Origin of the sequence: Nocardioides sediminis (genome assembly GCF_003047295.1) — a bacterium.
GTDB lineage: Bacteria > Actinomycetota > Actinomycetes > Propionibacteriales > Nocardioidaceae > Nocardioides > Nocardioides sediminis.
In genome coordinates, this window is the sequence record NZ_PZYZ01000002.1 from 206,543 (window position 1) to 225,297 (window position 18,755).

An 18,755-nucleotide genomic window follows, 5' to 3' on the forward strand; every position below is an offset into this window, starting at 1 on the left:
CGGCGGCGCCGAGCGGTGCGGGCGGCACGCTTGCGTAGACTCCGGCCCATGTGTGGAATCGTGGGTTACGTCGGTGACAAGCAGGCGCAGGGCGTCGTGATCGAGGGCCTGCGGCGGCTGGAGTACCGGGGCTACGACTCCGCCGGCATCGCCCTGGTGGACACCGCCGACGGCGACGGCCGGATCGCCTCGGACAAGCGTGCCGGCAAGCTGGCCAACCTCGAGAAGGCCATCGGCGAGGCCCCGCTCCCGTCCTCCACGACCGGCATCGGCCACACCCGCTGGGCGACCCACGGCGCGCCCAACGACGAGAACGCGCACCCGCACCTCGGCCGCGTGAGCCGGGTGGCCGTCGTCCACAACGGCATCATCGAGAACTTCGCCCTGCTGCGCACCGAGCTCGAGCGGGCCGGCCACGAGATGCTCTCCGAGACCGACACCGAGATCGCGGCGCACCTGCTCGAGCTCGAGGTGCAGGCCGGCGCCGACCTCACCACGGCGATGCAGAACGTCTGCCGTCGGCTCGAGGGCGCCTTCACGCTCGTCGCCGTCGACGCCGAGGACCCGTCCCGGGTCGTGGCCGCGCGCCGCAACTCCCCGCTCGTGGTCGGCGTGGGGGAGGGGGAGAACTTCATCGGCTCCGACGTCGCGGCCTTCATCGAGCACACCCGCGAGGCCATGGAGCTCGGCCAGGACCAGGTCGTGACCATCACCCGCGACCGCGTCGAGGTCACCGGCTTCGACGGCTCGCCCGCCGAGGGCCAGCGCTACCACGTCGACTGGGACCTCTCGGCCGCCGAGAAGGACGGCTACGACTGGTTCATGCGCAAGGAGATCTTCGAGCAGCCGCGTGCCGTGGCCGACGCGATGCTCGGCCGCCACGACGGCAGCGGCAAGCTGCAGCTCGACGAGGTCCGGCTCTCCGAGGACGAGCTGCGCACCGTCGACAAGATCATCATCGTGGGCTGCGGCACCGCCAACTACGCCGGCCTCGTGGCGAAGTACGCCATCGAGCACTGGACCCGCATCCCGTGCGAGGTCGAGCTCGCCCACGAGTTCCGCTACCGCGACCCGATCCTGACGCGCGACACGCTGGTCGTCGCGATGAGCCAGTCCGGCGAGACCGCCGACACCCTGATGGCCATCCGGCACGCCCGCGCGCAGGGCTCCCGCGTGCTCGCCATCTGCAACACCAACGGCTCCACCATCCCGCGCGAGTCCGACGCGGTGATCTACACCCACGCCGGACCGGAGATCGGCGTCGCCTCGACCAAGGGCTTCCTCACCCAGCTGATCGCGTGCTACCTGCTGGGCCTCTACCTGGCGCAGGTGCGGGGCACCAAGTTCGGCGACGAGATCTCCCAGGTCCTCGACGAGCTCTCCCGGATGCCCGAGCACGTGCAGGAGGTGCTGGACCAGGCCGAGGACGTCTACGCCCTGGCCGCGCAGCACGCGCAGACCCGCTCGGTGCTCTTCCTGGGTCGCCACGCCGGCTTCCCCATCGCCCTCGAGGGCGCGCTCAAGCTCAAGGAGCTCGCCTACATCCACGCCGAGGGCTTCGCGGCCGGCGAGCTCAAGCACGGCCCCATCGCGCTGATCGAGGACGGCCTGCCCGTCTTCTGCATCGTCCCGCCGCGCGGTCGCGACGAGCTGCACCAGAAGATGGTGTCCGCCATCCAGGAGATCCGCGCCCGCGGCGCCCGCACGATCGTGCTGGCCGAGGAGGGCGACGAGTCCATCACGCCGTACGCCGACGAGCTGATCCGACTGCCCCGGGTGCCGACGCTGCTCCAGCCGGTCGTCTCGGTGGTGCCGCTGCAGCTCTTCGCGTGCGAGCTGGCTACCCAGATGGGCCACGACGTCGACCAGCCGCGCAACCTCGCCAAGTCCGTCACGGTGGAATGACCTCCAGGTGATCATCGGCGTCGGCATCGACGTGGTCGACCTCGACCGCTTCGAGGAGTCGTTGCAGCGCACGCCCGCGCTGCGCGAGCGGCTCTTCACCCCGTCGGAGGCCTCCCGGCCGCACGCGTCCCTGGCGGCGCGGTTCGCGGCCAAGGAGGCGATCGCCAAGGCCCTCGGCGCTCCCGTCGGGATGGCCTGGCACGACGCCGAGATCGTCTCGGAGGAGACCGGGCGCCCCCGCTTCGAGCTGCGGGGGACCGTGCTCGCGCAGGCCGACGCGCTCGGGGTGCGCCACGTGCACGTCTCGCTCTCCCACGACGCCGGCATCGCCTCGGCCGTGGTCGTCCTCGAGGGCTGAACCGGCCGGTCGCACCGCTGGACTACGGTGTGCCCATGGGCTTCCTGGACTCCGTCAAGAAGGCGTTCAAGGGCGTGGTGGCCGCCCCCGAGGCGCCGGCGTCCCCGGTGGAGCCATCGTCCCCGGAGCCGGCGGAGGCGCTCCCGGTGCAGGTCCAGGAGCCCCGCACCACGACGTACACCGTCCGGACCGGCGACACACTCGGTGACATCGGCCGCAGCCACGGCGTGACCCGCGAGGAGCTCGCCCGCCTCAACGGCATCGCGGAGCCGGACCTCATCTTCCCCGGCCAGGAGCTGCGCATCCCCCTGACGTAGGTCGCGGCCACCGGTGGTCCCGCGGCCAGCCGCTAGCGTGGCGGTCATGCGCCGTGCCCACACCGTCGCCCAGGTGCGAGACGCCGAGGCCGTCCTGATGCGCTCGCTGCCCGAGGGCGCGCTGATGCAGCGGGCCGCCAGCGGACTCGCCCACGCCGTCCTCGACCTGCTGGACGGCGGGTACGGACGCCGGGTGCTGCTGCTGGTCGGGTCCGGGGACAACGGCGGTGACGCCCTGTACGCCGGGTGCGCCCTGCTGCGCCGCGGCTCGCAGGTCGCGGCGGTGCTGCTCGGCGGCAGCCACCACGAGGAGGGGCTGGCGGCCTTCCGCGCCGCCGGCGGCCGGGTGGTGGTGGACGTCGCCGGCGAGCCCCGGCCCGACGTCGTGGTCGACGGCATCGTGGGCATCGGCGGCCACCCGGGCCTGCGCCCGCCGGCCGTCGCGGCCCTGGCGGCCGTGGCCGGCGTGCCGGTCGTGGCGGTCGACGTCCCCTCGGGGGTCGACGTCGACACCGGGGAGCTCGACGGACCGCACGTGGTCGCCGACGTCACGGTCACCTTCGGCACCCACAAGGTGGCCCACCTGGTGGGGCCGGCGGCCGGGGCCTGCGGCGCGGTGCACCTCGTCGACCTCGGGCTGGACCTGCCCGAGGCGCCGGTCGAGGCGCTCCAGGCCGCGGACGTCGCCGCGCTCGTGCCCCGACCGCGGCCCGAGGACCACAAGTACTCCCGCGGCGTGGTCGGCGTGCGCGCCGGCTCCGAGACCTACCCGGGTGCGGCGCTGCTCAGCGTGGCCGGGGCGGCGAGCGGCCTGGTCGGCATGGTCCGCTACGTCGGCAGCGCCGCCGACCAGGTGCGTGCGGCGCACCCTGAGGTGGTCGGCGACGGCCGTGTCCAGGCGTGGGTCGTGGGCCCCGGTGGCGGGGACGAGGCCGCCGACCAGCTCGCGGCCGCCCTCGCGACCGGCGTACCCGTCCTGGTCGACGCCGACGGGCTGGCCCACGTCCGCCCCGGACAGGCCGCCGTCCTCACGCCGCACGCCGGCGAGCTCGCCCGGATGCTCGGCACCGAGCGGGACGCTGTGGAGGCCCGCCGGCTCGAGCACGCCCGCCGCGCCGCGGAGGAGTACGACGCCGTGCTCCTGCTCAAGGGCCGGCACACCCTGGTCGTCGCCCCCGGCGGCCGGACCCGCGTGACCACCACCGGCCTGCCGTGGCTGGCCACGGCTGGAGCGGGCGACGTCCTGTCCGGCGTGATCGGCGCGCTGCTCGCCGCCGGTCTCGACCCGTGGGACGCGGCGTCGGTCGGCTCGTGGCTCCACGGCGCCGCAGCCACGCTCGCGGCGGGCGACGGGCCCCTCGTCGCGAGCGACGTCGCGGCCACGCTGCCGGCGGTGGTGCGGTCGCTGCGGTGACGGGTGGGACAATCGACGCATGCCACCCCGCGCCGAGATCGTCGTCGACCTCGCCGCGATCCGCCACAACGTGCGTCTGCTGCGTGAGATCGTCGGCCCCGGGGTCGCGATGATGACCGTCGTCAAGGCCGACGGCTACGGCCACGGCATGGTGCCGGTCGCGCGTGCCGCCCGGGAGGCAGGCGCCGACTGGCTGGGCGTGGCGACCATCGACGAGGCGTTGGCCCTGCGGGCCGCCGGCGACACGGGACGGGTCCTGTGCTGGCTGACGGTGCCGGGCGAGGACTACGCCGCCGCAGCCGCCGCGGACCTCGACGTGACGGCGTACTCCGTGGCGGAGCTCGACGAGATGGCCGCGGCCGGCGTGACCCGGGTGCAGCTCAAGGTCGACACCGGCCTCTCGCGCGGCGGCGTGGCGCGGGCGGACTGGGGGACCGTCTTCGAGCACGCCCGGGCCCTGGAGCTGCGCGGCAGCCTGCGGGTGACCGGCGTCTGGTCGCACTTCGCGGCCAGCGACGACCCCGACCACCCGGCCAACACCGCCCAGGAGGCCGCCTTCGCCGACGCCCTCGAGCTGGCGGGCGCCGCCGGCCTCGAGCCGGAGGTGCGACACCTGGCCAACTCGGCGGGCGCGGTCCTGCGACCGGCCTCCCGCCACGACCTGGTGCGCTGCGGCATCGCCTCCTACGGCCTGGACCCGGCGCCCGGCGTCACCGGCGACCTGGGGCTGCGGCCGGCGATGACCGTCCGCGCCGACCTGGCCATGGTCAAGAGGATCCACGCCGGTGCCGGCGTCTCCTACGGCCACACGTGGACCGCGCCGGACGACACCACCGTCGGGCTGGTGCCCGTCGGGTACGGCGAGGGCATCCCTCGGGCCGCGGGCAACCGGGTCGAGGCGTGGGCGGGAGGGGCGCGCCGGCCGGTGCGGGGCCGGGTGTGCATGGACCAGGTCGTCATCGACCTCGGCGACGACGTGCTCGCGCCGGGGGACGACGTCGTGCTCTTCGGACCGGGCGACGACGGCGAGCCCACGGCACAGGACTGGGCCGAGGCGCTCGACACCATCAACTACGAGATCGTGACGCGCATGGGTGGCCGCCTGGCCCGGCGCCACGTGGACGGAGGAGGCGCATGAGCGGCGCACGAGGAACCATCGGTCGCCGAGTGATCGGAGCGGCGGCTGGAGCCGCCGGGCTCGCCGCGGCCGGCGCCGCCGTGGGTGTCGTCGCGCACCGCAGCCGCGAGATCGCCCGCCGTGGCGCCGGCGACCACCCGCCCTTCGGCTCGCTGCACTCACCGCCCCTGCACGTGATCGCCGACGACGCCGTCGACCTCTACACCGAGGTCGACGAGGTCGACCCCGCCCAGCACCCCCGGCTGGCGACCGGCGACCTGACCGTCGTCTTCGTGCACGGCTACTCGATGAACCTCGACTGCTGGCACTTCCAGCGCGCGGGCTACCGCGGCCAGGTGCGCACGGTCTTCTACGACCAGCGCTCCCACGGACGGTCGGCGCGCTCCTCGGAGGAGAACGCGACCATCGAGCAGCTCGGCAAGGACCTCCTCCGGGTCATCGAGCAGACCGCGCCCGGCCCCGTCGTCCTCGTGGGCCACTCGATGGGTGGCATGAGCATCATCAGCCTGGCCCAGCAGCACCCTGAGCTCTTCGGCGACCGGGTCATCGGCGTGTCACTCATCTCCACGACGGCGGGCGGCCTCGACCCCGGCCGCATCCTCTTCCCGATGCTCCCGCTGGGGATCGGCGGCAACGTCGTGGGCCGCACCGTCCGCACCCTGGACCGCGGCCACCGGCTCGTCGACCTGGCCCGCAAGTGGGGGCACGCGATCGCCGACGTGGTCACCGAGCGCTACGCCTTCGGCGGCGAGGTGCCGAGCGACTACGTGGAGTTCGTCTACGACATGCTCAACACGACGCCGTTCGCGGTCGTCGCCGACTTCTACCCGGCGTTCGCCTCGCTCGACCACTTCGACCACGTCGAGGTGCTCGGTCGGGTGCCGACCGCGGTGATCTGCGGCACCGACGACCGGATCACCGGCGTCGGGCACAGCCGCAAGCTGCACTCCCGGATCCCCGGCTCCAGCCTCCTCGAGTGCGAGGGCGCGGGCCACATGGTGATCCTCGAGCGGCACGAGGACGTCAACGCCGAGCTGGACGACCTGATCTCGCTCGCCCTGGCCCGCCTGGAGGCCTCGTGAACGTCGTCGTGCGACGCGTCGGCCCCGAGGCCGCCGACGACGTCCTGGCCGTGGTGCGCCAGGCCTTCGGTGCCCGCCCGGACCTCGACCCGCCTGCGGACGCGGAGGGGGACACCCCGGAGACCATCGCGGCCGACCTCGCGGCGTACGGCGGCCTGCTCGCCACCCTCGACGGCCGCCCGGTGGGCACCGTGCTCTTCAAGCCGCTGCCGGAGGCGTTCTACCTGCGCCGCTTCGGGGTGGTGCCCGACGTCCAGGGCTACGGCGTGGCCGGCGCCCTGGTCGAGGGCGCGGTCGACGCCGCGATCGGGCACACGTGCATGGGGGTGCTCGCCCGGGAGGAGTTGCCCGAGACCGTCGCGTTCTGGGAGCGGCACGGGTTCGAGGAGGCCGAGCGGCGCTCACCGTACGTCGAGCTGCGCCGCCCGCTCCCCACGACGTACGACGCCCCCGACGCCGAGTCGATGCGCGCGGTCGGGGCCCGCGTCGCCGCCGGCCTGCGTGCCGGCGACCTGGTCGTGCTCACCGGCGAGCTCGGGGCCGGCAAGACGACCTTCACCCAGGGCCTCGGGGAGGGACTCGGCGTGCGCGGCGGGGTCACGTCGCCGACCTTCGTGATCGCCCGCGTGCACCCGTCGCTGGTCGAGGGACCGGACCTGGTGCACGTCGACGCCTACCGCCTGGGAGGCATCGAGGAGCTCGACGACCTCGACCTGGACACCTCCCTGGACACCGCGGTCACCGTGGTCGAGTGGGGCGCCGGCCTGGCCGAGGGGCTGTCCGAGCAACGGCTCGACGTCGTCATCACCCGAGCGCTGGCCGACGAGGTCGGGACCGACGACGCGGACCCGCGCCGCGTCGAGCTGCGCCGGGTCGTCTGAGTAACCTCGCACCGTGCTCCTCGCCTTCGACACCGCAACGCCGCTCGTCACCGTCGCCCTGCACGACGGGGAGGACGTGGTGGTCGAGCGCTCCTCGGCCGCACCGATGAAGCACGGCGAGCAGCTCGCCCCGCTCATCGAGGCCGTGCTGCTCGACCGGGGCCTGGTCCGCCAGGACCTCACCGCGATCGCGGTCGGCGTCGGGCCGGGCCCGTTCACCGGGCTGCGGGTCGGCCTCGTCACCGCCCGCACCCTGGCGCTGGCCCTCGAGCTGCCGGTCTACGGCGTGTGCACCCTCGACGTCCTCGCCGTCGAGGCCGTGGACACCGGCGCGGTCCGGGAGGACTTCGTGGTCGCGACCGACGCCCGGCGCAAGGAGGTCTACCTCGCGTCGTACGACGCCGACGGTGCGCGCACCGACGGTCCGCAGGTCCTCAGGCCGGCCGACGCGGTCACGGAGCGGCCCGTGGTCGGCGAGGGGGCCGTGCTCTACCCGGAGGCGTTCCCGCGGACGGTCGGCCCCGCGCGGCCGAGCGCGGGCTGGCTGGCGCGCGTCGTGGCGGAGGAGCGCGCCGAGCTGCTCGACCCCGAGCCGCTCTACCTGCGCCGGCCCGACGCGGTCGTCAACGCGACCCGCAAGCCCGTCCTGTGACCGCCGTCCGGGTGGCCACGCGCGCCGACGTGCCCGCCGTCGTCGCCCTGGAGGCCGAGGTGTTCGGCGCCGACGCGTGGGACGAGCGTGCGGTGGTCGCCGAGCTCGACGGACCGGGACGGCGGTTCGTCGTGGCCGAGGACCTCTCCGGCTACGCGGTGTCGATGACGCTGGGCGACATCGTCGACCTCCAACGGATCGCCGTGCTCCCCGGGCGGCGTCGTACGGGCCTGGCCACCGCGCTCCTCGAGGACCTCCTCGCGCACACCGGGGCGGCGGACCGGATGCTGCTGGAGGTGAGCGAGCGCAACGAGGCAGCGGTGGCGTTCTACACCGCGCACGGCTTCACCCGCATCGACGTCCGACCCCGCTACTACCGCGACGGGTCGGACGCGCTGGTCCTGCACCGGCCCCTCACCACGGCGTCGGGGACAATGGCGCCATGACTGACGCACCCCTCGTGCTGGGCATCGAGACCTCCTGCGACGAGACCGGCGTCGGCATCGTCCGCGGACACACGCTGCTCGCCGACGCGATCGCGAGCAGCGTGGACGAGCACGCGCGCTTCGGGGGCGTCGTGCCCGAGGTGGCCAGCCGGGCCCACCTCGAGGCGATGGTGCCGACCATCGAGCGCGCCTGCGACACCGCCGGCATCGCGCTGCGTGACGTGGACGCCATCGCGGTGACCAGCGGCCCCGGGCTCGCCGGCGCGCTGCTGGTGGGCGTCGCCAGTGCCAAGGCGCTGGCGCTGGGCCTCGGCAAGCCGCTGTACGGCGTCAACCACCTCGCCGCCCACGTGGCCGTGGACCAGCTCGAGCACGGGCCGCTGCCCGAGCCCTGCCTGGCGATGCTCGTCTCGGGCGGGCACTCCAGCCTGCTCAAGGTCGAGGACGTGACGACCGGGGTCGACCCCCTCGGGGCGACCATCGACGACGCGGCCGGGGAGGCGTTCGACAAGGTGGCGCGCCTGCTGGGGCTGCCCTTCCCGGGCGGCCCGCACATCGACCGCGCCGCCGCCAGCGGCAACAGCGTGGCCATCGACTTCCCGCGCGGCCTCACCAGCCGCCGCGACCTCGAGCGGCACCGCTTCGACTTCTCCTTCAGCGGCCTCAAGACCGCCGTCGCCCGGTGGGTCGAGACCCAGCAGCGGGCGGGCGCGACGATCGACGTCCACGACGTCGCCGCCTCGTTCCAGGAGGCGGTCTGCGACGTATTGACCCGCAAGGCGCTCGACGCGGCCCGGACCCACGGCATCGAGGACATCCTCATCGGAGGCGGTGTCGCGGCCAACAGCCGCCTGCGGGCCATGGCCGAGGAGCGCGCCGCCGCCCAGGGGATCCGGGTGCGGGTCCCGCGCCCCGGCCTGTGCACCGACAACGGCGCCATGGTGGCCGCGCTGGGGGCCGAGCTCGTGCAGCGAGGTCGAGCGCCGTCGGCGCTCGACCTCCCTGCAGACTCATCGCAGCCCATCACCACCGTGGTGGCCTGAGCCGCACTCGATCAGTCGAGCACGCCCGTGCCGGCGGACTCGTCGCCGAGCCAGTCCTGCTCGTAGACCAGCGCGTCGCGCTGCTCGGTGCGCCCGTCGGACTTCTTGCCGCCCGCGCGGGTCCCCGCGGCTGAGCCGTTGGCACCGCGACGGAAGAAGCCCTTGACCTTGCCCGAGCCCTTGCCCGAGCCCTTGCCCTGGCCCTTGCCGCTGCCCTTGCCGGTCGCGGTGGCCGCGCTCTTCCCGGCAGCCGTGGCCCCGGACCGGCCGGCGGCACCGCGCGCCGCAGCGCCCTTCGCCCCGGTGCCGGCCGAGCGGCTCCCCGCACCGGTGGCGGCGGCTCCGCGGGCCCCGGCCGAGGCACCCTTGGCGCCCGAGACGCCCCGGGACCCGCCCACGGCGGCACCGCGGGAGGCGCTGCTCGTGCCTCGTGCGCCGCTCGCCCCGGGGGCCGAGCCCCGGCCCAGCGAGCCCGGACCGGCGGGACGCGTCGTCGCGCCGATGCCCTTCACGCCGGCGCTGCGCAACGGGGTCGCCGGAGCGCCTCCCCGCATGCCGGCCGCGCCCGCGGCCCCTCCCGCGAGACCACCCGCGGCCATCCCGGCGCCGTTCACGCCGCCGACGGTGGCACCGCCGCCCGACGGACCGCTGCCGCCGGGGGCGTAGCCCGTGCCGCCCGGCGAGTAGTCGAAGCCGCCGTCGGTGCTGCCGGTGACGTTGACGCCCGGGTGGTGGGGCTGCACGTGCGGCGGGTTGTAGGGCGGGTGCTCGATCGGGGGCTGGTTGATCGGAGGCTCGATCGGGGGCGGGGTCGTCGGGGGCTGCGTCGTCGGGGGCTGGGTGATCGGTGTGGGGGTCTGGTTCCCGGGGTTCCCGGGGTTGCCGGGGTTGCCGGGGTTCCCGGGGTTGCCGGGGTTGCCGGGGTTGCCGGGAACACCCGGGGCCCCGGGAACCCCGGGAGGAGTGCTTCCGCCCGGGCCGGCCGGCGTGCCGGGCGGGACCTCGCCCATGGGGTCGGGCTCCCCGTGGATCTCCTTCATGACCTGCGTCTGGGCGGCGTACTCCTGGTCCATGGCCTCGAGGGCGAGGCGCGCCTGGTCCTCGTACCGCTGCTCGTTCTCCAGGTAGGTCGCCATGCCGGCGTTGTAGTCGCCCATCGCCTTGGTCTGCTCGGGGGTGGGCTGCTGCCCCGGCAGAGGACCCTCCGGCTTGGTGGGGGGCTGGTTCATCGGGCCGGACAGCCGGATGCCGTTGTGCGTCTTGATGGCCTCGACCGCGGCGGCCTGGGCGAGACCGAGGGCGGTGGAGCCCTTCCTCATGTCCGCGGCCTCGGCGTCCAGCTTGTCGGCGATGACCTGGAACTTGGCGACCATCGCGTCCCCGGCCTGTCCCTCGATCTCGCTGGCGAGGTTCTTGCCGTTGTCACGGATGCCCTGCGACACCGTGTCGATCCAGTCGGCGTAGAAGAGCCAGCTGTTGGCCGCGGTGGCGAGCGAGTCGTCCCGGGCGCTGGCGAGCACGGCCTGCAGCCGGTCGCGGTAGAAGCGGCTCACCATCATCGATCACTTCCCGGCGTGCTCGTACGGGTCGGCGGGGTGTTGCGGTCACCGTCCATCTGGTCGACCGCGAGCTGGGTGCGGTGCAGCAACGCCTGGGCTGCGGCCTCGGAGTCGGCGTCGGCGCGCGAGATCTCGCGGTCGAACGTCTCGATGGCGGAGGTGGTGTCCTGGATGCCCATGACGGCCTCGAGGAGCGCGTTGTTGATCTTGGCGTGCGCCTTCCCGGTGTGCAGGCCGAGGGTGGCGGCGCTGCCGCTGCCGCCGAACCAGGTGCCCGCGACCGGGGTGAACCCGTCAGGGTCGAACTCGCCGGAGGTCGTCTCGAGGAACTTGACGATCTGTTCGATGACGTCCGGCGGGACCTTGACGGAGCTGAGCGTGCTGCGGACTCCGCTCACGCCGCCGACATCGGACAGCATGATGACCATGGTGTGCCTCCCCTTTGGCTCCATGAGGTTGAACAAGTCTGAGTGAGGACGACTCGCGTCGCGCTCACGCTCGTTCCCCGGGACAGCGCGCCCCAAACGTGGCGCGCGGAAATTCACGACATAGTCTGCCGCACACGTTCCCCTCGTCGTCTCGGAAGGCGAAACTCGTGATCCCTCGTGTGGGCGTGGCCACGGCCACGGTCGTCCTGGCCCTCGTCCTGACCGCGTGCTCGGACGCCGAGGAGCCGGCCGCCGGAGGCAGTGCGGACGCCGGGACGTCCGAGTCCCCGGCGCCCTCGGAGGGCACGGAGGAGTCCTCCCCGGTCTCGCCGAGCGAGTCGCCGGAGACCCCCGAGGTCGCCCCGGCCACGGGCCCGGTGCTCCAGGTGAAGGGGATGAAGGTGAACGCGCCCGAGGGCTGGGAGACCACGATGCGGGCAGCGGTCGGCCACGGGTCCTTCCCCCCGGGGCAGGTCGGCACGGGGGCCGGGCTCACGCGGTTCCCCAACACGGGGCTCTTCACGGTCGACGAGCTCGGCAACGAGCAGGTCGACGAGATGGGCAAGGGGGGCAAGCGCCTCGGCGACCTCGAGATCGACGGCGCGCAGGTCTACCACCTCGTCGGATCGCCGGAGAAGGGCGTGCAGCTCGAGCGCTTCGGCACCATCGCCGAGGACCAGCGGGTCGCCCTCGAGTTCCGCTTCGCCAATGGCGAGAGCCGGACCGCGAGGGACGAGATCATCCAGAGCATGCTCGCCACGCTGGAGATCGGCTGAGACGATCCACCGGTGACCCGTCAGCCGAAGGTGTGGGCGGGGAACCGGAACTCGACGCTCATCTCCGAGGGTCGGGGGCCCGCGACCACCTCGACCCGGCCGTCGATGGTGGCCCGTACGACGTACTGGTCCACGCCCTGCGTCACCGTCGCGAGCAGCGTGGTGGGGTCCTCCCAGACGACGTCGCCGACCGCAGCGGCCGAGCGGGCGCTGCGACCGCTGACGAACTCGACCACGGGCCTCCCGGTGGCGGCGTCCAGGATCGCCAGGGTAGGGGAGCCCAGGCCGTCGAAGTAGGGCGCGAGCCCGACGACGTACCTGCCGTCGGGGCTGAACGCGCCGAGCTGGTGGTCGCAGGTCTCCCAGACGAGCTCGCGGCTGGCCGACAGCGGGTCCTTGACTCCTGAGCAGGAGCCGTCGCCGGAGTACTCGGTCTGGCCGGCCACCAGGCCGTTGACCGGTGACGAGCTGACGACGTGGTTGAAGCCGCCGAAGGTCGCGGTGGTCGTCCGGTCCGGGCCGACGACCCGGTAGGAGGACCGGGAGGTCCGCGCGTCGGTGGACTCGACGACGACGTGGTCGCCGGGCAGGAAGCCGACGGCGGCGCTGGGGGCGTCCGGGCCCGCCGTCGTCACGTCGGACGTGACCGCCTCCCCGCCGGTGGTGGGCGCGTTGACCAGCCGCCACCCGGTGCCGGTGTACTCGACCCAGGCGACCCGCTCGCCGTCGTCGCGCACGGCGATCCCGGTGGTCATCCCAGTGCCCTCCAGCTCGCGGAAGCCGCCGTCCAGGATCGCCACCCGGGTGCCGGTCTGGCTGGGGGTGTCCGTGGTCAGCGCGATCCAGCCGTCCCGGTAGGGCACCACCTGGGGGAAGGCCTCGGGCAGGTCGTAGGCGCCGGCCGGGGTGAGGAGCCGCTTCGCGTCGATCTCGACGTAGGGCACGCGGGGCGCCGGGCCCGCGGGTGCCGAGCGCGGGTCGAGGGGCACGGGCTCCTCGATCGGGGTGGGGGTGTCGACCGGCTGCGGGTCGTCGACCCGGTCGCCCCCGCCCGTCGGCAGCAGGGACAGCGGCAGCACGACGGCGGCGACCGCCGCCGCGGCGACCAGCCCGACGGCGGTGTGGCGACGGCGGCGTATCGTGGTGGCGCGGCCGCGCACGGCGAGCAGGTCGAGCGGGGTGTCGTGGAGCGCGTCGGCGTGGCGATGCATGGTCTCGCCGAGGCGGCGGGCCAGGTCCTGGTCCTGGGTCATCGCTCCTCCTCCGGGGGATCGGTGTGGCGAGGGTCGAGGCTGCGGGGGGCGCGCTCGCGCAGGCCGGCGAGCGCGCGGCTGGCCTGGGACTTCACGGTCCCCGTCGAGATCCCCATGACGTCGGCGATCTCCGCCTCCGACAGGTCCTCGTAGTAGCGGAGCACCAGCACGGTGCGCTGCTTGGGCGGCAGGGTCTGCAGGTAGGACCACAGCGCGGCGCCCAGCCCGTCGTCGTACTCGTCGTGGACGGGCTGGTCGGGCAGGTCGTCGGTCGCGTGCTCGCGGCGCTTCCACGCACGGCGCCACAGCGAGTTGTGCTCGTTGACCATGATCCGGCGTACGTAGCCGTCGAGGGCGCCCCGGTCGCGGACCTTGTCCCACGACAGGTAGAGCTTGGCCAGCGCGGTCTGCAGCAGGTCCTCGGCCGCGCCACGCTCGCCGGTGAGGAGGTAGGCGGTGCGCAGCAGGGCGGCCTGGCGTGCGGCCATGTACGACGAGAACTCGTCGTCCCTGCTGCTCTGCCTTCCGTGGGGCAACGCCTCTCCCGTGACGACGTCCGGTGTGCTGGTCACCGACTCACCTCCCATCCAACCCTGTGGAGCCCTTCGGGTGGAGGACGCCGCGGCGGGGGTGTCGGTTGCATCTGGTTGCATGCTGTCCAGGGACGGACTGCCGGCTCGACCGCGTTCGTCCCGGGTTCGTCCCCACCGAACGCAGGCCACACGAAGGAGTGCACATGCAGCAGGTCAAGGCCGTCGTCGCCAAGGCGAAGGGAGCACCCGTCGAGGTGGTCACCATCAACGTGCCCGACCCGGGCCCGGGGGAGGCGGTGGTCGCGGTCCAGGCGTGCGGGGTGTGCCACACCGACCTGCACTACCGGGAGGGCGGCATCAACGACGAGTTCCCCTTCCTGCTGGGCCACGAGGCGGCCGGTGTCGTGGAGTCCGTGGGCGAGGGCGTCACCGACGTGGCCCCGGGCGACTTCGTGGTCCTCAACTGGCGCGCCGTGTGCGGCGGCTGCCGGGCGTGCGAGCGCGGTGAGCCGTGGTACTGCTTCGCGACCCACAACGCGACGCAGAAGATGACGCTGGAGGACGGGACCGAGCTCACCCCCGCGCTGGGCATCGGGTCGTTCGCGGAGAAGACGCTGGTCGCCGCCGGACAGTGCACCAAGGTCGACCCCTCGGCCCGTCCGGCCGCGGTGGGCCTGCTCGGCTGCGGGGTGATGGCCGGCCTCGGCGCCGCCATCAACACCGGCGGGGTGACCCGCGGGAAGTCCGTGGCGGTCATCGGCTGCGGCGGGGTCGGCATGGCCGCGGTCGCCGGTTCGGTGCTCGCGGGCGCGTCGACCGTCATCGCGGTCGACATCGACGACACCAAGCTCGGCTGGGCCCGCGACATGGGCGCCACGCACACCGTCAACTCCGCCGAGACCGACCCGGTGGAGGCCATCCAGTCCCTCACCGGCGGCCACGGCGCCGACGTCGTCATCGACGCCGTCGGCCGGCCCGAGACGTGGAAGCAGGCCTTCTACGCCCGCGACCTCGCCGGCACGGTCGTGCTGGTCGGCGTGCCCACCCCGGACATGAAGGTCCCCGACATCCCGCTGATCGACGTCTTCGGTCGCGGTGGGTCGCTCAAGTCGAGCTGGTACGGCGACTGCCTGCCCTCGCGCGACTTCCCGATGCTCGTGGACCTCTACCAGCAGGGCCGGCTCGACCTGGACGCGTTCGTCACCGAGGAGATCTCCATCGACGACGTCGAGGCGGCCTTCGACAAGATGCACGGCGGCCAGGTCCTGCGCTCGGTGGTGGCCCTCTGATGGCCCTCCGGGTGGACCACGCGGTCGTGTCCGGCACCTTCTCCCTCGACGGGGAGGTGCACGAGGTCGACAACAACATCTGGGTGGTGGGCGACGACGAGGAGTGCGTGGTCATCGACGCCCCGCACGACGTCGACGCGATCCTCGACGTGGTGGCCGGGCGACGGGTCAAGGCGATCCTGCTGACCCACGCCCACGACGACCACTGCCGGGTCGCCCCGGCCCTGCGGGAGCGGGTGAGCGCGCCGATCCTGCTGCACCCCGCCGACCGGCCGCTGTGGGAGCTGACCCACGGCGGTGACGAGGAAGGGGCCGAGCTGTGGGACGTCGACCTCGAGGACGGGCAGTCCGTCAAGGTCGCCGGCGCCTCGCTCAAGGTCCTGCACACGCCCGGACACGCGCCGGGAGCCGTGTGCGTCTACGTCCACGACCTCGGGTGCGTGTTCACCGGCGACACCCTCTTCCAGGGTGGGCCGGGAGCCACGGGGCGCTCCTTCAGCGACGCCGACGTCATCGTCGACTCGATCCGCGGCCAGCTCTTCCGGCTCCCCGACGAGACGGTCGTGCACACCGGCCACGGCGACGACACGACGATCGCCGCCGAGCGGGAGGCCTTGGCCTGAGGTTGGGGGCGCGGCGTCCCGGCTGCGAGACTGCCGGGATGCTGCGCCGCGCCGTACCCCTCCTGCTCGCGCTGGGGCTGACCGCCTCCGCGTGCAGCGGCGACCCCGCGGCCGACAAGCCCGCGGCCCCGGCCGAGGAGCCGGCGGCGGAGCCCACGACCCCGCCCACGCCGGCCGAGCGCCTCGGGCTGGTGGAGGGATGGGGGCCGACCCGGGCCGAGCTCGAGCGGGCGGCGCGGCTGGTGGGCAGGATGCCGCTGCCCGACCTCGCCGGCCAGGTGATCGTCGCCGAGTGGAGCGGTACGGCGGCCCCCGTGCAGATGGTGCGCCGGCTGCACCTCGGCGGGGTGATCGCCTTCAGCGGCAACGTCGCCTCGACCGGCCAGGTCCGCGCGGTCAACGCCGCCCTGGAGCGCGCCGTACGACGCCCGTGGCCGCTGTTCCTCTCCGTCGACCAGGAGGGCGGCATCGTCGAGCGGGTCAAGGGGGACGCCACCCGGTTCCCGACCTTCATGTCCGCCGGCGCGGCGGGCGACCCGCAGGTGACCACGGCGGCCTACCGGGCCAGCGCGGCGGAGCTGCGCGGCCTGGGCTTCGACGTGGTGTTCGCGCCGGACGCCGACGTCACCTCCGGTCCCGGCGACCCGACCATCGGCTCGCGCTCGGCCGGCTCGGAGGTCGAGACGGTGAGCACCCACGTCGCGGCCGCCGTCGAGGGGATCGAGCGGGCGGGCGTGGTCCCCGTGCTCAAGCACTTCCCCGGCCACGGCTCGGTGCCGCAGGACAGCCACCTCACCCTCCCGGTGCAGACACGCAGCCGCAAGCAGCTCGCCGCCGTCGACCTCGCCCCCTTCGCCTCCGCCGTGGAGGACGGGGTGCCGGCGGTCATGGTGGGCCACATCGACGTGCGGTCGGTCGACCCGCGGGTGCCTTCGTCGATGTCGCGCGAGGTGGTGACCGGCCTGCTGCGCGAACGGCTCGGCTTCGAGGGGCTCGTGGTCACCGACTCGCTGTCGATGGCGGGCGTCCAGCGGCGGTACGACGCCGCGCGCTCCGCGGTGCAGGGTCTCCGGGCCGGCAACGACGTGCTCCTCATGCCGCCGTCCCCGGACGCCGCCCGGGCCGGCATCGTCCGCGCCGTCCGCGCCGGCACGCTCCCACGGCGTCGGCTCGAGCAGGCCGCGGCGCGCATGGTCGCGCTGCTCCTGCACTCGCAGGCGACCCCCGGTCGGCGCCGCGGTCGTCCGCCGGGGTCCGGGCGGGCCGCCTCCCGTGCGCTCAGCGCCGCGGCGATCACCAACGTGGCCGGTGCGTGCGAGGGCCGGCTCGTCGGCTCCTCGGTCACGCCCGTCGGTGACCCCGTCGCCGTCGCCAACTTCTCCGGCGCCGCCCGCGCGGCCGGCCTCGAGGTCCTCATCCGCCGGGCCGCCCCGGCGGACCTGACCAGGGCCGAGCCCGCGCCGAAGCGCGCGAAGAAGGAGCGCGCGAAGGCCTACGAGCGGCGTCGCGCGGTCTGGAAGGCACGCGAGCGTCGTCGGACCGCGGCCCTCGCCCGGTGGACCGCTGCCGAGGACGCCCGCCTGGCGGCGGGCACCAGCATCGGGTTCACCGGCTTCCAGGACGCGACGTACGACGGGGAGGTGGCGGTGGCGACCAACACGCCGTACGTGCTGGGGAGCGTGTCGGCACCGGTGCGGCTGGCGACCTACGGCGACACCCCGGGGGCCATGTCCGCGCTCGTCGACGTGCTGCTCGGCCGCGCCCGCGCGCCGGGCCGCCTGCCCGTCGAGGTGGCGGGCGTCGAGCGGCGCGGCTGCTAGACCGGCTCCACCAGCAGGGCGGTCCCGGTGCCGGCGACCCGGGTCAGCACCAGGGTGCCCTCGCGGTCGCCGGACAGCGACAGCCGCTTGCGCAGCTGCTCGGGCACGACGTCGACACCGCGCTTCTTGATGGCCAGCCGCCCGATCCGACGCTCGCGCAGGGCAGCCCGCAGCTGCTTCTCCCGGTAGGGCAGCTCCTCCAGGACCCGGTAGGAGCGCGCGAAGGGGGAGTGGAACGCGTCGTCGGCGGTGACGTAGGCGATGTGCTCGTCCACGAGGCCCCCGCCGACACCCGCGGCCACCGCGGTGACCAGGCCGGCCCGGATGACCGCCCCGTCGGGCTCGTAGAGGTAGGCGCCGACGGGACGCACCGGGCGCGGCTGTCCGGCGTACGGGTCGTCCTCGTCGGTCAGGGTGGCCAGCCCACCGGCGCCGATCACGGTGGCGCGGCGCCGCGTCGTGGCCAGCCGCGGGGACCACAGCGCGGCCTCCTTGACCTCCCCGGCGTCGCTGACCCACTCGGCCTCGACGTCCCCGGGCAGCATGTCGTGCGGGATGCCCGGCGCCACCTTGACCACGGCCGTCCCGGTGAGCAGGTCGAGCACGAAGGGCCAGGGCGGGGTCCACCCCTCGGCGTCGAAGACCCGGCCACGCGCCCCACGACGGGCGGGATCGGCGTACGCCGCCCCGAAGGCGCGCGCGTCGACGGTGGTGGCATCGGCGACCTGGACGGCACCCGGCAGCCCGAGGGCGTCGAGGTTGGCCCGGGCCACGGCCACCCGCACCGGGTCGAGGTCCACGCCGGCAGCGGTGAGGCCGGCGCGTGCGAATGCGAGGAGGTCGCCGCCGATCCCGCAGCCGAGGTCGATGACGCTCTCCGGGCGGGCGGCGGCCAGCCGGGCGGCACGGTGCTCGGCCACGCGGAACCGGGTCGCCTGCTCGAGCGCGTCGGGGGTGAAGAACATGGACGGCGCGAGGTCGCCGAACTTGGCCACCGCCCGCGCCCGCAGCTGCACCTGGGTCGTGGCGGCGGCGGCACGGTCGGGGTCCGGCTCCATCCGGCGGACCGCGGTCGCGCTGCGGACCGGGTCACCGCCATGATCCACCCATGCGTGCGTCGCCTCCTCCAGCAGCCGCCGGCCGGCATCGGTCTGCAGCCAGGCCAGGGTCTCGAGGTCCACGGCGCCATCCTCTCAGGCGGGTCGGTGTCGCTGGAGCGCCCCGACGTGGCAGGTTCG

19 protein-coding genes are annotated in these 18,755 nt (G+C 74.3%); 14 read left to right on the forward strand and 5 right to left on the reverse strand.

Features of this window, described 5'->3' with window-relative positions; genetic code table 11:
- The first annotated feature begins 48 nt into the window (after positions 1 to 48).
- From glmS to tsaD, 10 genes are read left to right on the forward strand one after another with little or no spacing between them, the layout of a single operon-like run.
- Entirely contained in the window at positions 49 to 1,905 is a 1,857-nt protein-coding gene (glmS, locus tag DAI17_RS05805) for a glutamine--fructose-6-phosphate transaminase (isomerizing) (protein ID WP_107771964.1), read from the forward strand.
- Positions 1,906 to 1,912: 7 nt separating this feature from the next.
- A complete protein-coding gene (locus DAI17_RS05810; RefSeq protein WP_107771965.1) occupies positions 1,913 to 2,263 on the forward strand; it encodes a holo-ACP synthase in 351 nt (116 codons plus the stop codon).
- 35 nt (positions 2,264 to 2,298) lie between these two features.
- Positions 2,299 to 2,580, forward strand: a complete 282-nt coding sequence (locus DAI17_RS05815) for a LysM peptidoglycan-binding domain-containing protein (RefSeq protein WP_199904961.1) — start codon at positions 2,299 to 2,301, stop codon at positions 2,578 to 2,580.
- 46 nt (positions 2,581 to 2,626) lie between these two features.
- Entirely contained in the window at positions 2,627 to 3,994 is a 1,368-nt protein-coding gene (locus tag DAI17_RS05820; RefSeq protein WP_107772516.1) for an NAD(P)H-hydrate dehydratase, read from the forward strand.
- A 19-nt stretch (positions 3,995 to 4,013) separates the two neighbouring features.
- The gene (alr, locus tag DAI17_RS05825; RefSeq protein ID WP_107771966.1) at positions 4,014 to 5,132 is read left to right on the forward strand and encodes an alanine racemase; all 1,119 of its coding nucleotides are present in this window, start codon (positions 4,014 to 4,016) and stop codon (positions 5,130 to 5,132) included.
- Complete coding sequence (locus tag DAI17_RS05830) at positions 5,129 to 6,214, forward strand: alpha/beta fold hydrolase (protein WP_107771967.1); 1,086 nt, start codon at positions 5,129 to 5,131, stop codon at positions 6,212 to 6,214. The genes alr and DAI17_RS05830 overlap by 4 nt, the downstream gene beginning before the upstream one ends.
- Positions 6,211 to 7,095, forward strand: a complete 885-nt coding sequence (gene tsaE, locus DAI17_RS05835) for a tRNA (adenosine(37)-N6)-threonylcarbamoyltransferase complex ATPase subunit type 1 TsaE (protein WP_107771968.1) — start codon at positions 6,211 to 6,213, stop codon at positions 7,093 to 7,095. Before DAI17_RS05830 ends, tsaE begins: the two co-directional genes overlap by 4 nt.
- Positions 7,096 to 7,108: 13 nt before the next feature.
- The gene (gene tsaB, locus DAI17_RS05840) at positions 7,109 to 7,747 is read left to right on the forward strand and encodes a tRNA (adenosine(37)-N6)-threonylcarbamoyltransferase complex dimerization subunit type 1 TsaB (RefSeq protein WP_107771969.1); all 639 of its coding nucleotides are present in this window, start codon (positions 7,109 to 7,111) and stop codon (positions 7,745 to 7,747) included.
- Entirely contained in the window at positions 7,744 to 8,193 is a 450-nt protein-coding gene (locus DAI17_RS05845; RefSeq protein ID WP_107771970.1) for a GNAT family N-acetyltransferase, read from the forward strand. The genes tsaB and DAI17_RS05845 overlap by 4 nt, the downstream gene beginning before the upstream one ends.
- Positions 8,190 to 9,236, forward strand: a complete 1,047-nt coding sequence (tsaD, locus tag DAI17_RS05850) for a tRNA (adenosine(37)-N6)-threonylcarbamoyltransferase complex transferase subunit TsaD (protein WP_107771971.1) — start codon at positions 8,190 to 8,192, stop codon at positions 9,234 to 9,236. The genes DAI17_RS05845 and tsaD overlap by 4 nt, the downstream gene beginning before the upstream one ends.
- Before the next feature lie 11 nt (positions 9,237 to 9,247).
- Here the strand turns inward: tsaD and DAI17_RS20875 are convergent, their stop codons facing one another.
- Positions 9,248 to 10,795 (reverse strand): hypothetical protein, encoded by a 1,548-nt coding sequence (locus tag DAI17_RS20875; protein WP_159081371.1) that lies wholly within the window; start codon positions 10,793 to 10,795, stop codon positions 9,248 to 9,250.
- Positions 10,792 to 11,214, reverse strand: coding sequence for a hypothetical protein (locus DAI17_RS05870; protein ID WP_159081372.1), 423 nt, complete (start codon positions 11,212 to 11,214; stop codon positions 10,792 to 10,794). The genes DAI17_RS20875 and DAI17_RS05870 overlap by 4 nt, the downstream gene beginning before the upstream one ends.
- A gap of 176 nt (positions 11,215 to 11,390) precedes the next feature.
- Between DAI17_RS05870 and DAI17_RS20880 the strand changes: the two genes are divergently transcribed.
- Positions 11,391 to 11,999 carry a hypothetical protein gene (locus DAI17_RS20880; RefSeq protein WP_159081373.1) on the forward strand — a complete coding sequence of 203 codons (609 nt, stop codon included), beginning with the start codon at positions 11,391 to 11,393 and terminating at the stop codon, positions 11,997 to 11,999.
- 20 nt (positions 12,000 to 12,019) lie between these two features.
- On the opposite strand, the gene DAI17_RS05880 is transcribed toward DAI17_RS20880, so the two are convergent.
- Complete coding sequence (locus tag DAI17_RS05880; protein WP_107771977.1) at positions 12,020 to 13,252, reverse strand: hypothetical protein; 1,233 nt, start codon at positions 13,250 to 13,252, stop codon at positions 12,020 to 12,022.
- On the reverse strand, positions 13,249 to 13,824 hold the full coding sequence (locus DAI17_RS05885; RefSeq protein ID WP_234412266.1) for a SigE family RNA polymerase sigma factor: 576 nt from the start codon (positions 13,822 to 13,824) through the stop codon (positions 13,249 to 13,251). The genes DAI17_RS05880 and DAI17_RS05885 overlap by 4 nt, the downstream gene beginning before the upstream one ends.
- Positions 13,825 to 13,988: 164 nt before the next feature.
- Between DAI17_RS05885 and DAI17_RS05890 the strand changes: the two genes are divergently transcribed.
- Genes DAI17_RS05890 through DAI17_RS05900 form a run of 3 tightly spaced genes read left to right on the forward strand, consistent with a single transcriptional unit; the run spans position 13,989 to position 17,517 of the window.
- Positions 13,989 to 15,074 carry an S-(hydroxymethyl)mycothiol dehydrogenase gene (locus DAI17_RS05890; protein WP_107771979.1) on the forward strand — a complete coding sequence of 362 codons (1,086 nt, stop codon included), beginning with the start codon at positions 13,989 to 13,991 and terminating at the stop codon, positions 15,072 to 15,074.
- A complete protein-coding gene (locus DAI17_RS05895) occupies positions 15,074 to 15,697 on the forward strand; it encodes an MBL fold metallo-hydrolase (protein WP_107771980.1) in 624 nt (207 codons plus the stop codon). Before DAI17_RS05890 ends, DAI17_RS05895 begins: the two co-directional genes overlap by 1 nt.
- Positions 15,698 to 15,735: 38 nt before the next feature.
- A complete protein-coding gene (locus tag DAI17_RS05900; protein WP_107771981.1) occupies positions 15,736 to 17,517 on the forward strand; it encodes a glycoside hydrolase family 3 protein in 1,782 nt (593 codons plus the stop codon).
- Here DAI17_RS05900 and DAI17_RS05905 read toward each other — a convergent pair.
- Positions 17,514 to 18,698, reverse strand: a complete 1,185-nt coding sequence (locus DAI17_RS05905) for a class I SAM-dependent methyltransferase (RefSeq protein ID WP_107771982.1) — start codon at positions 18,696 to 18,698, stop codon at positions 17,514 to 17,516. The two genes, DAI17_RS05900 and DAI17_RS05905, sit on opposite strands and share 4 nt — an antisense overlap.
- Positions 18,699 to 18,755: the final 57 nt, after the last annotated feature.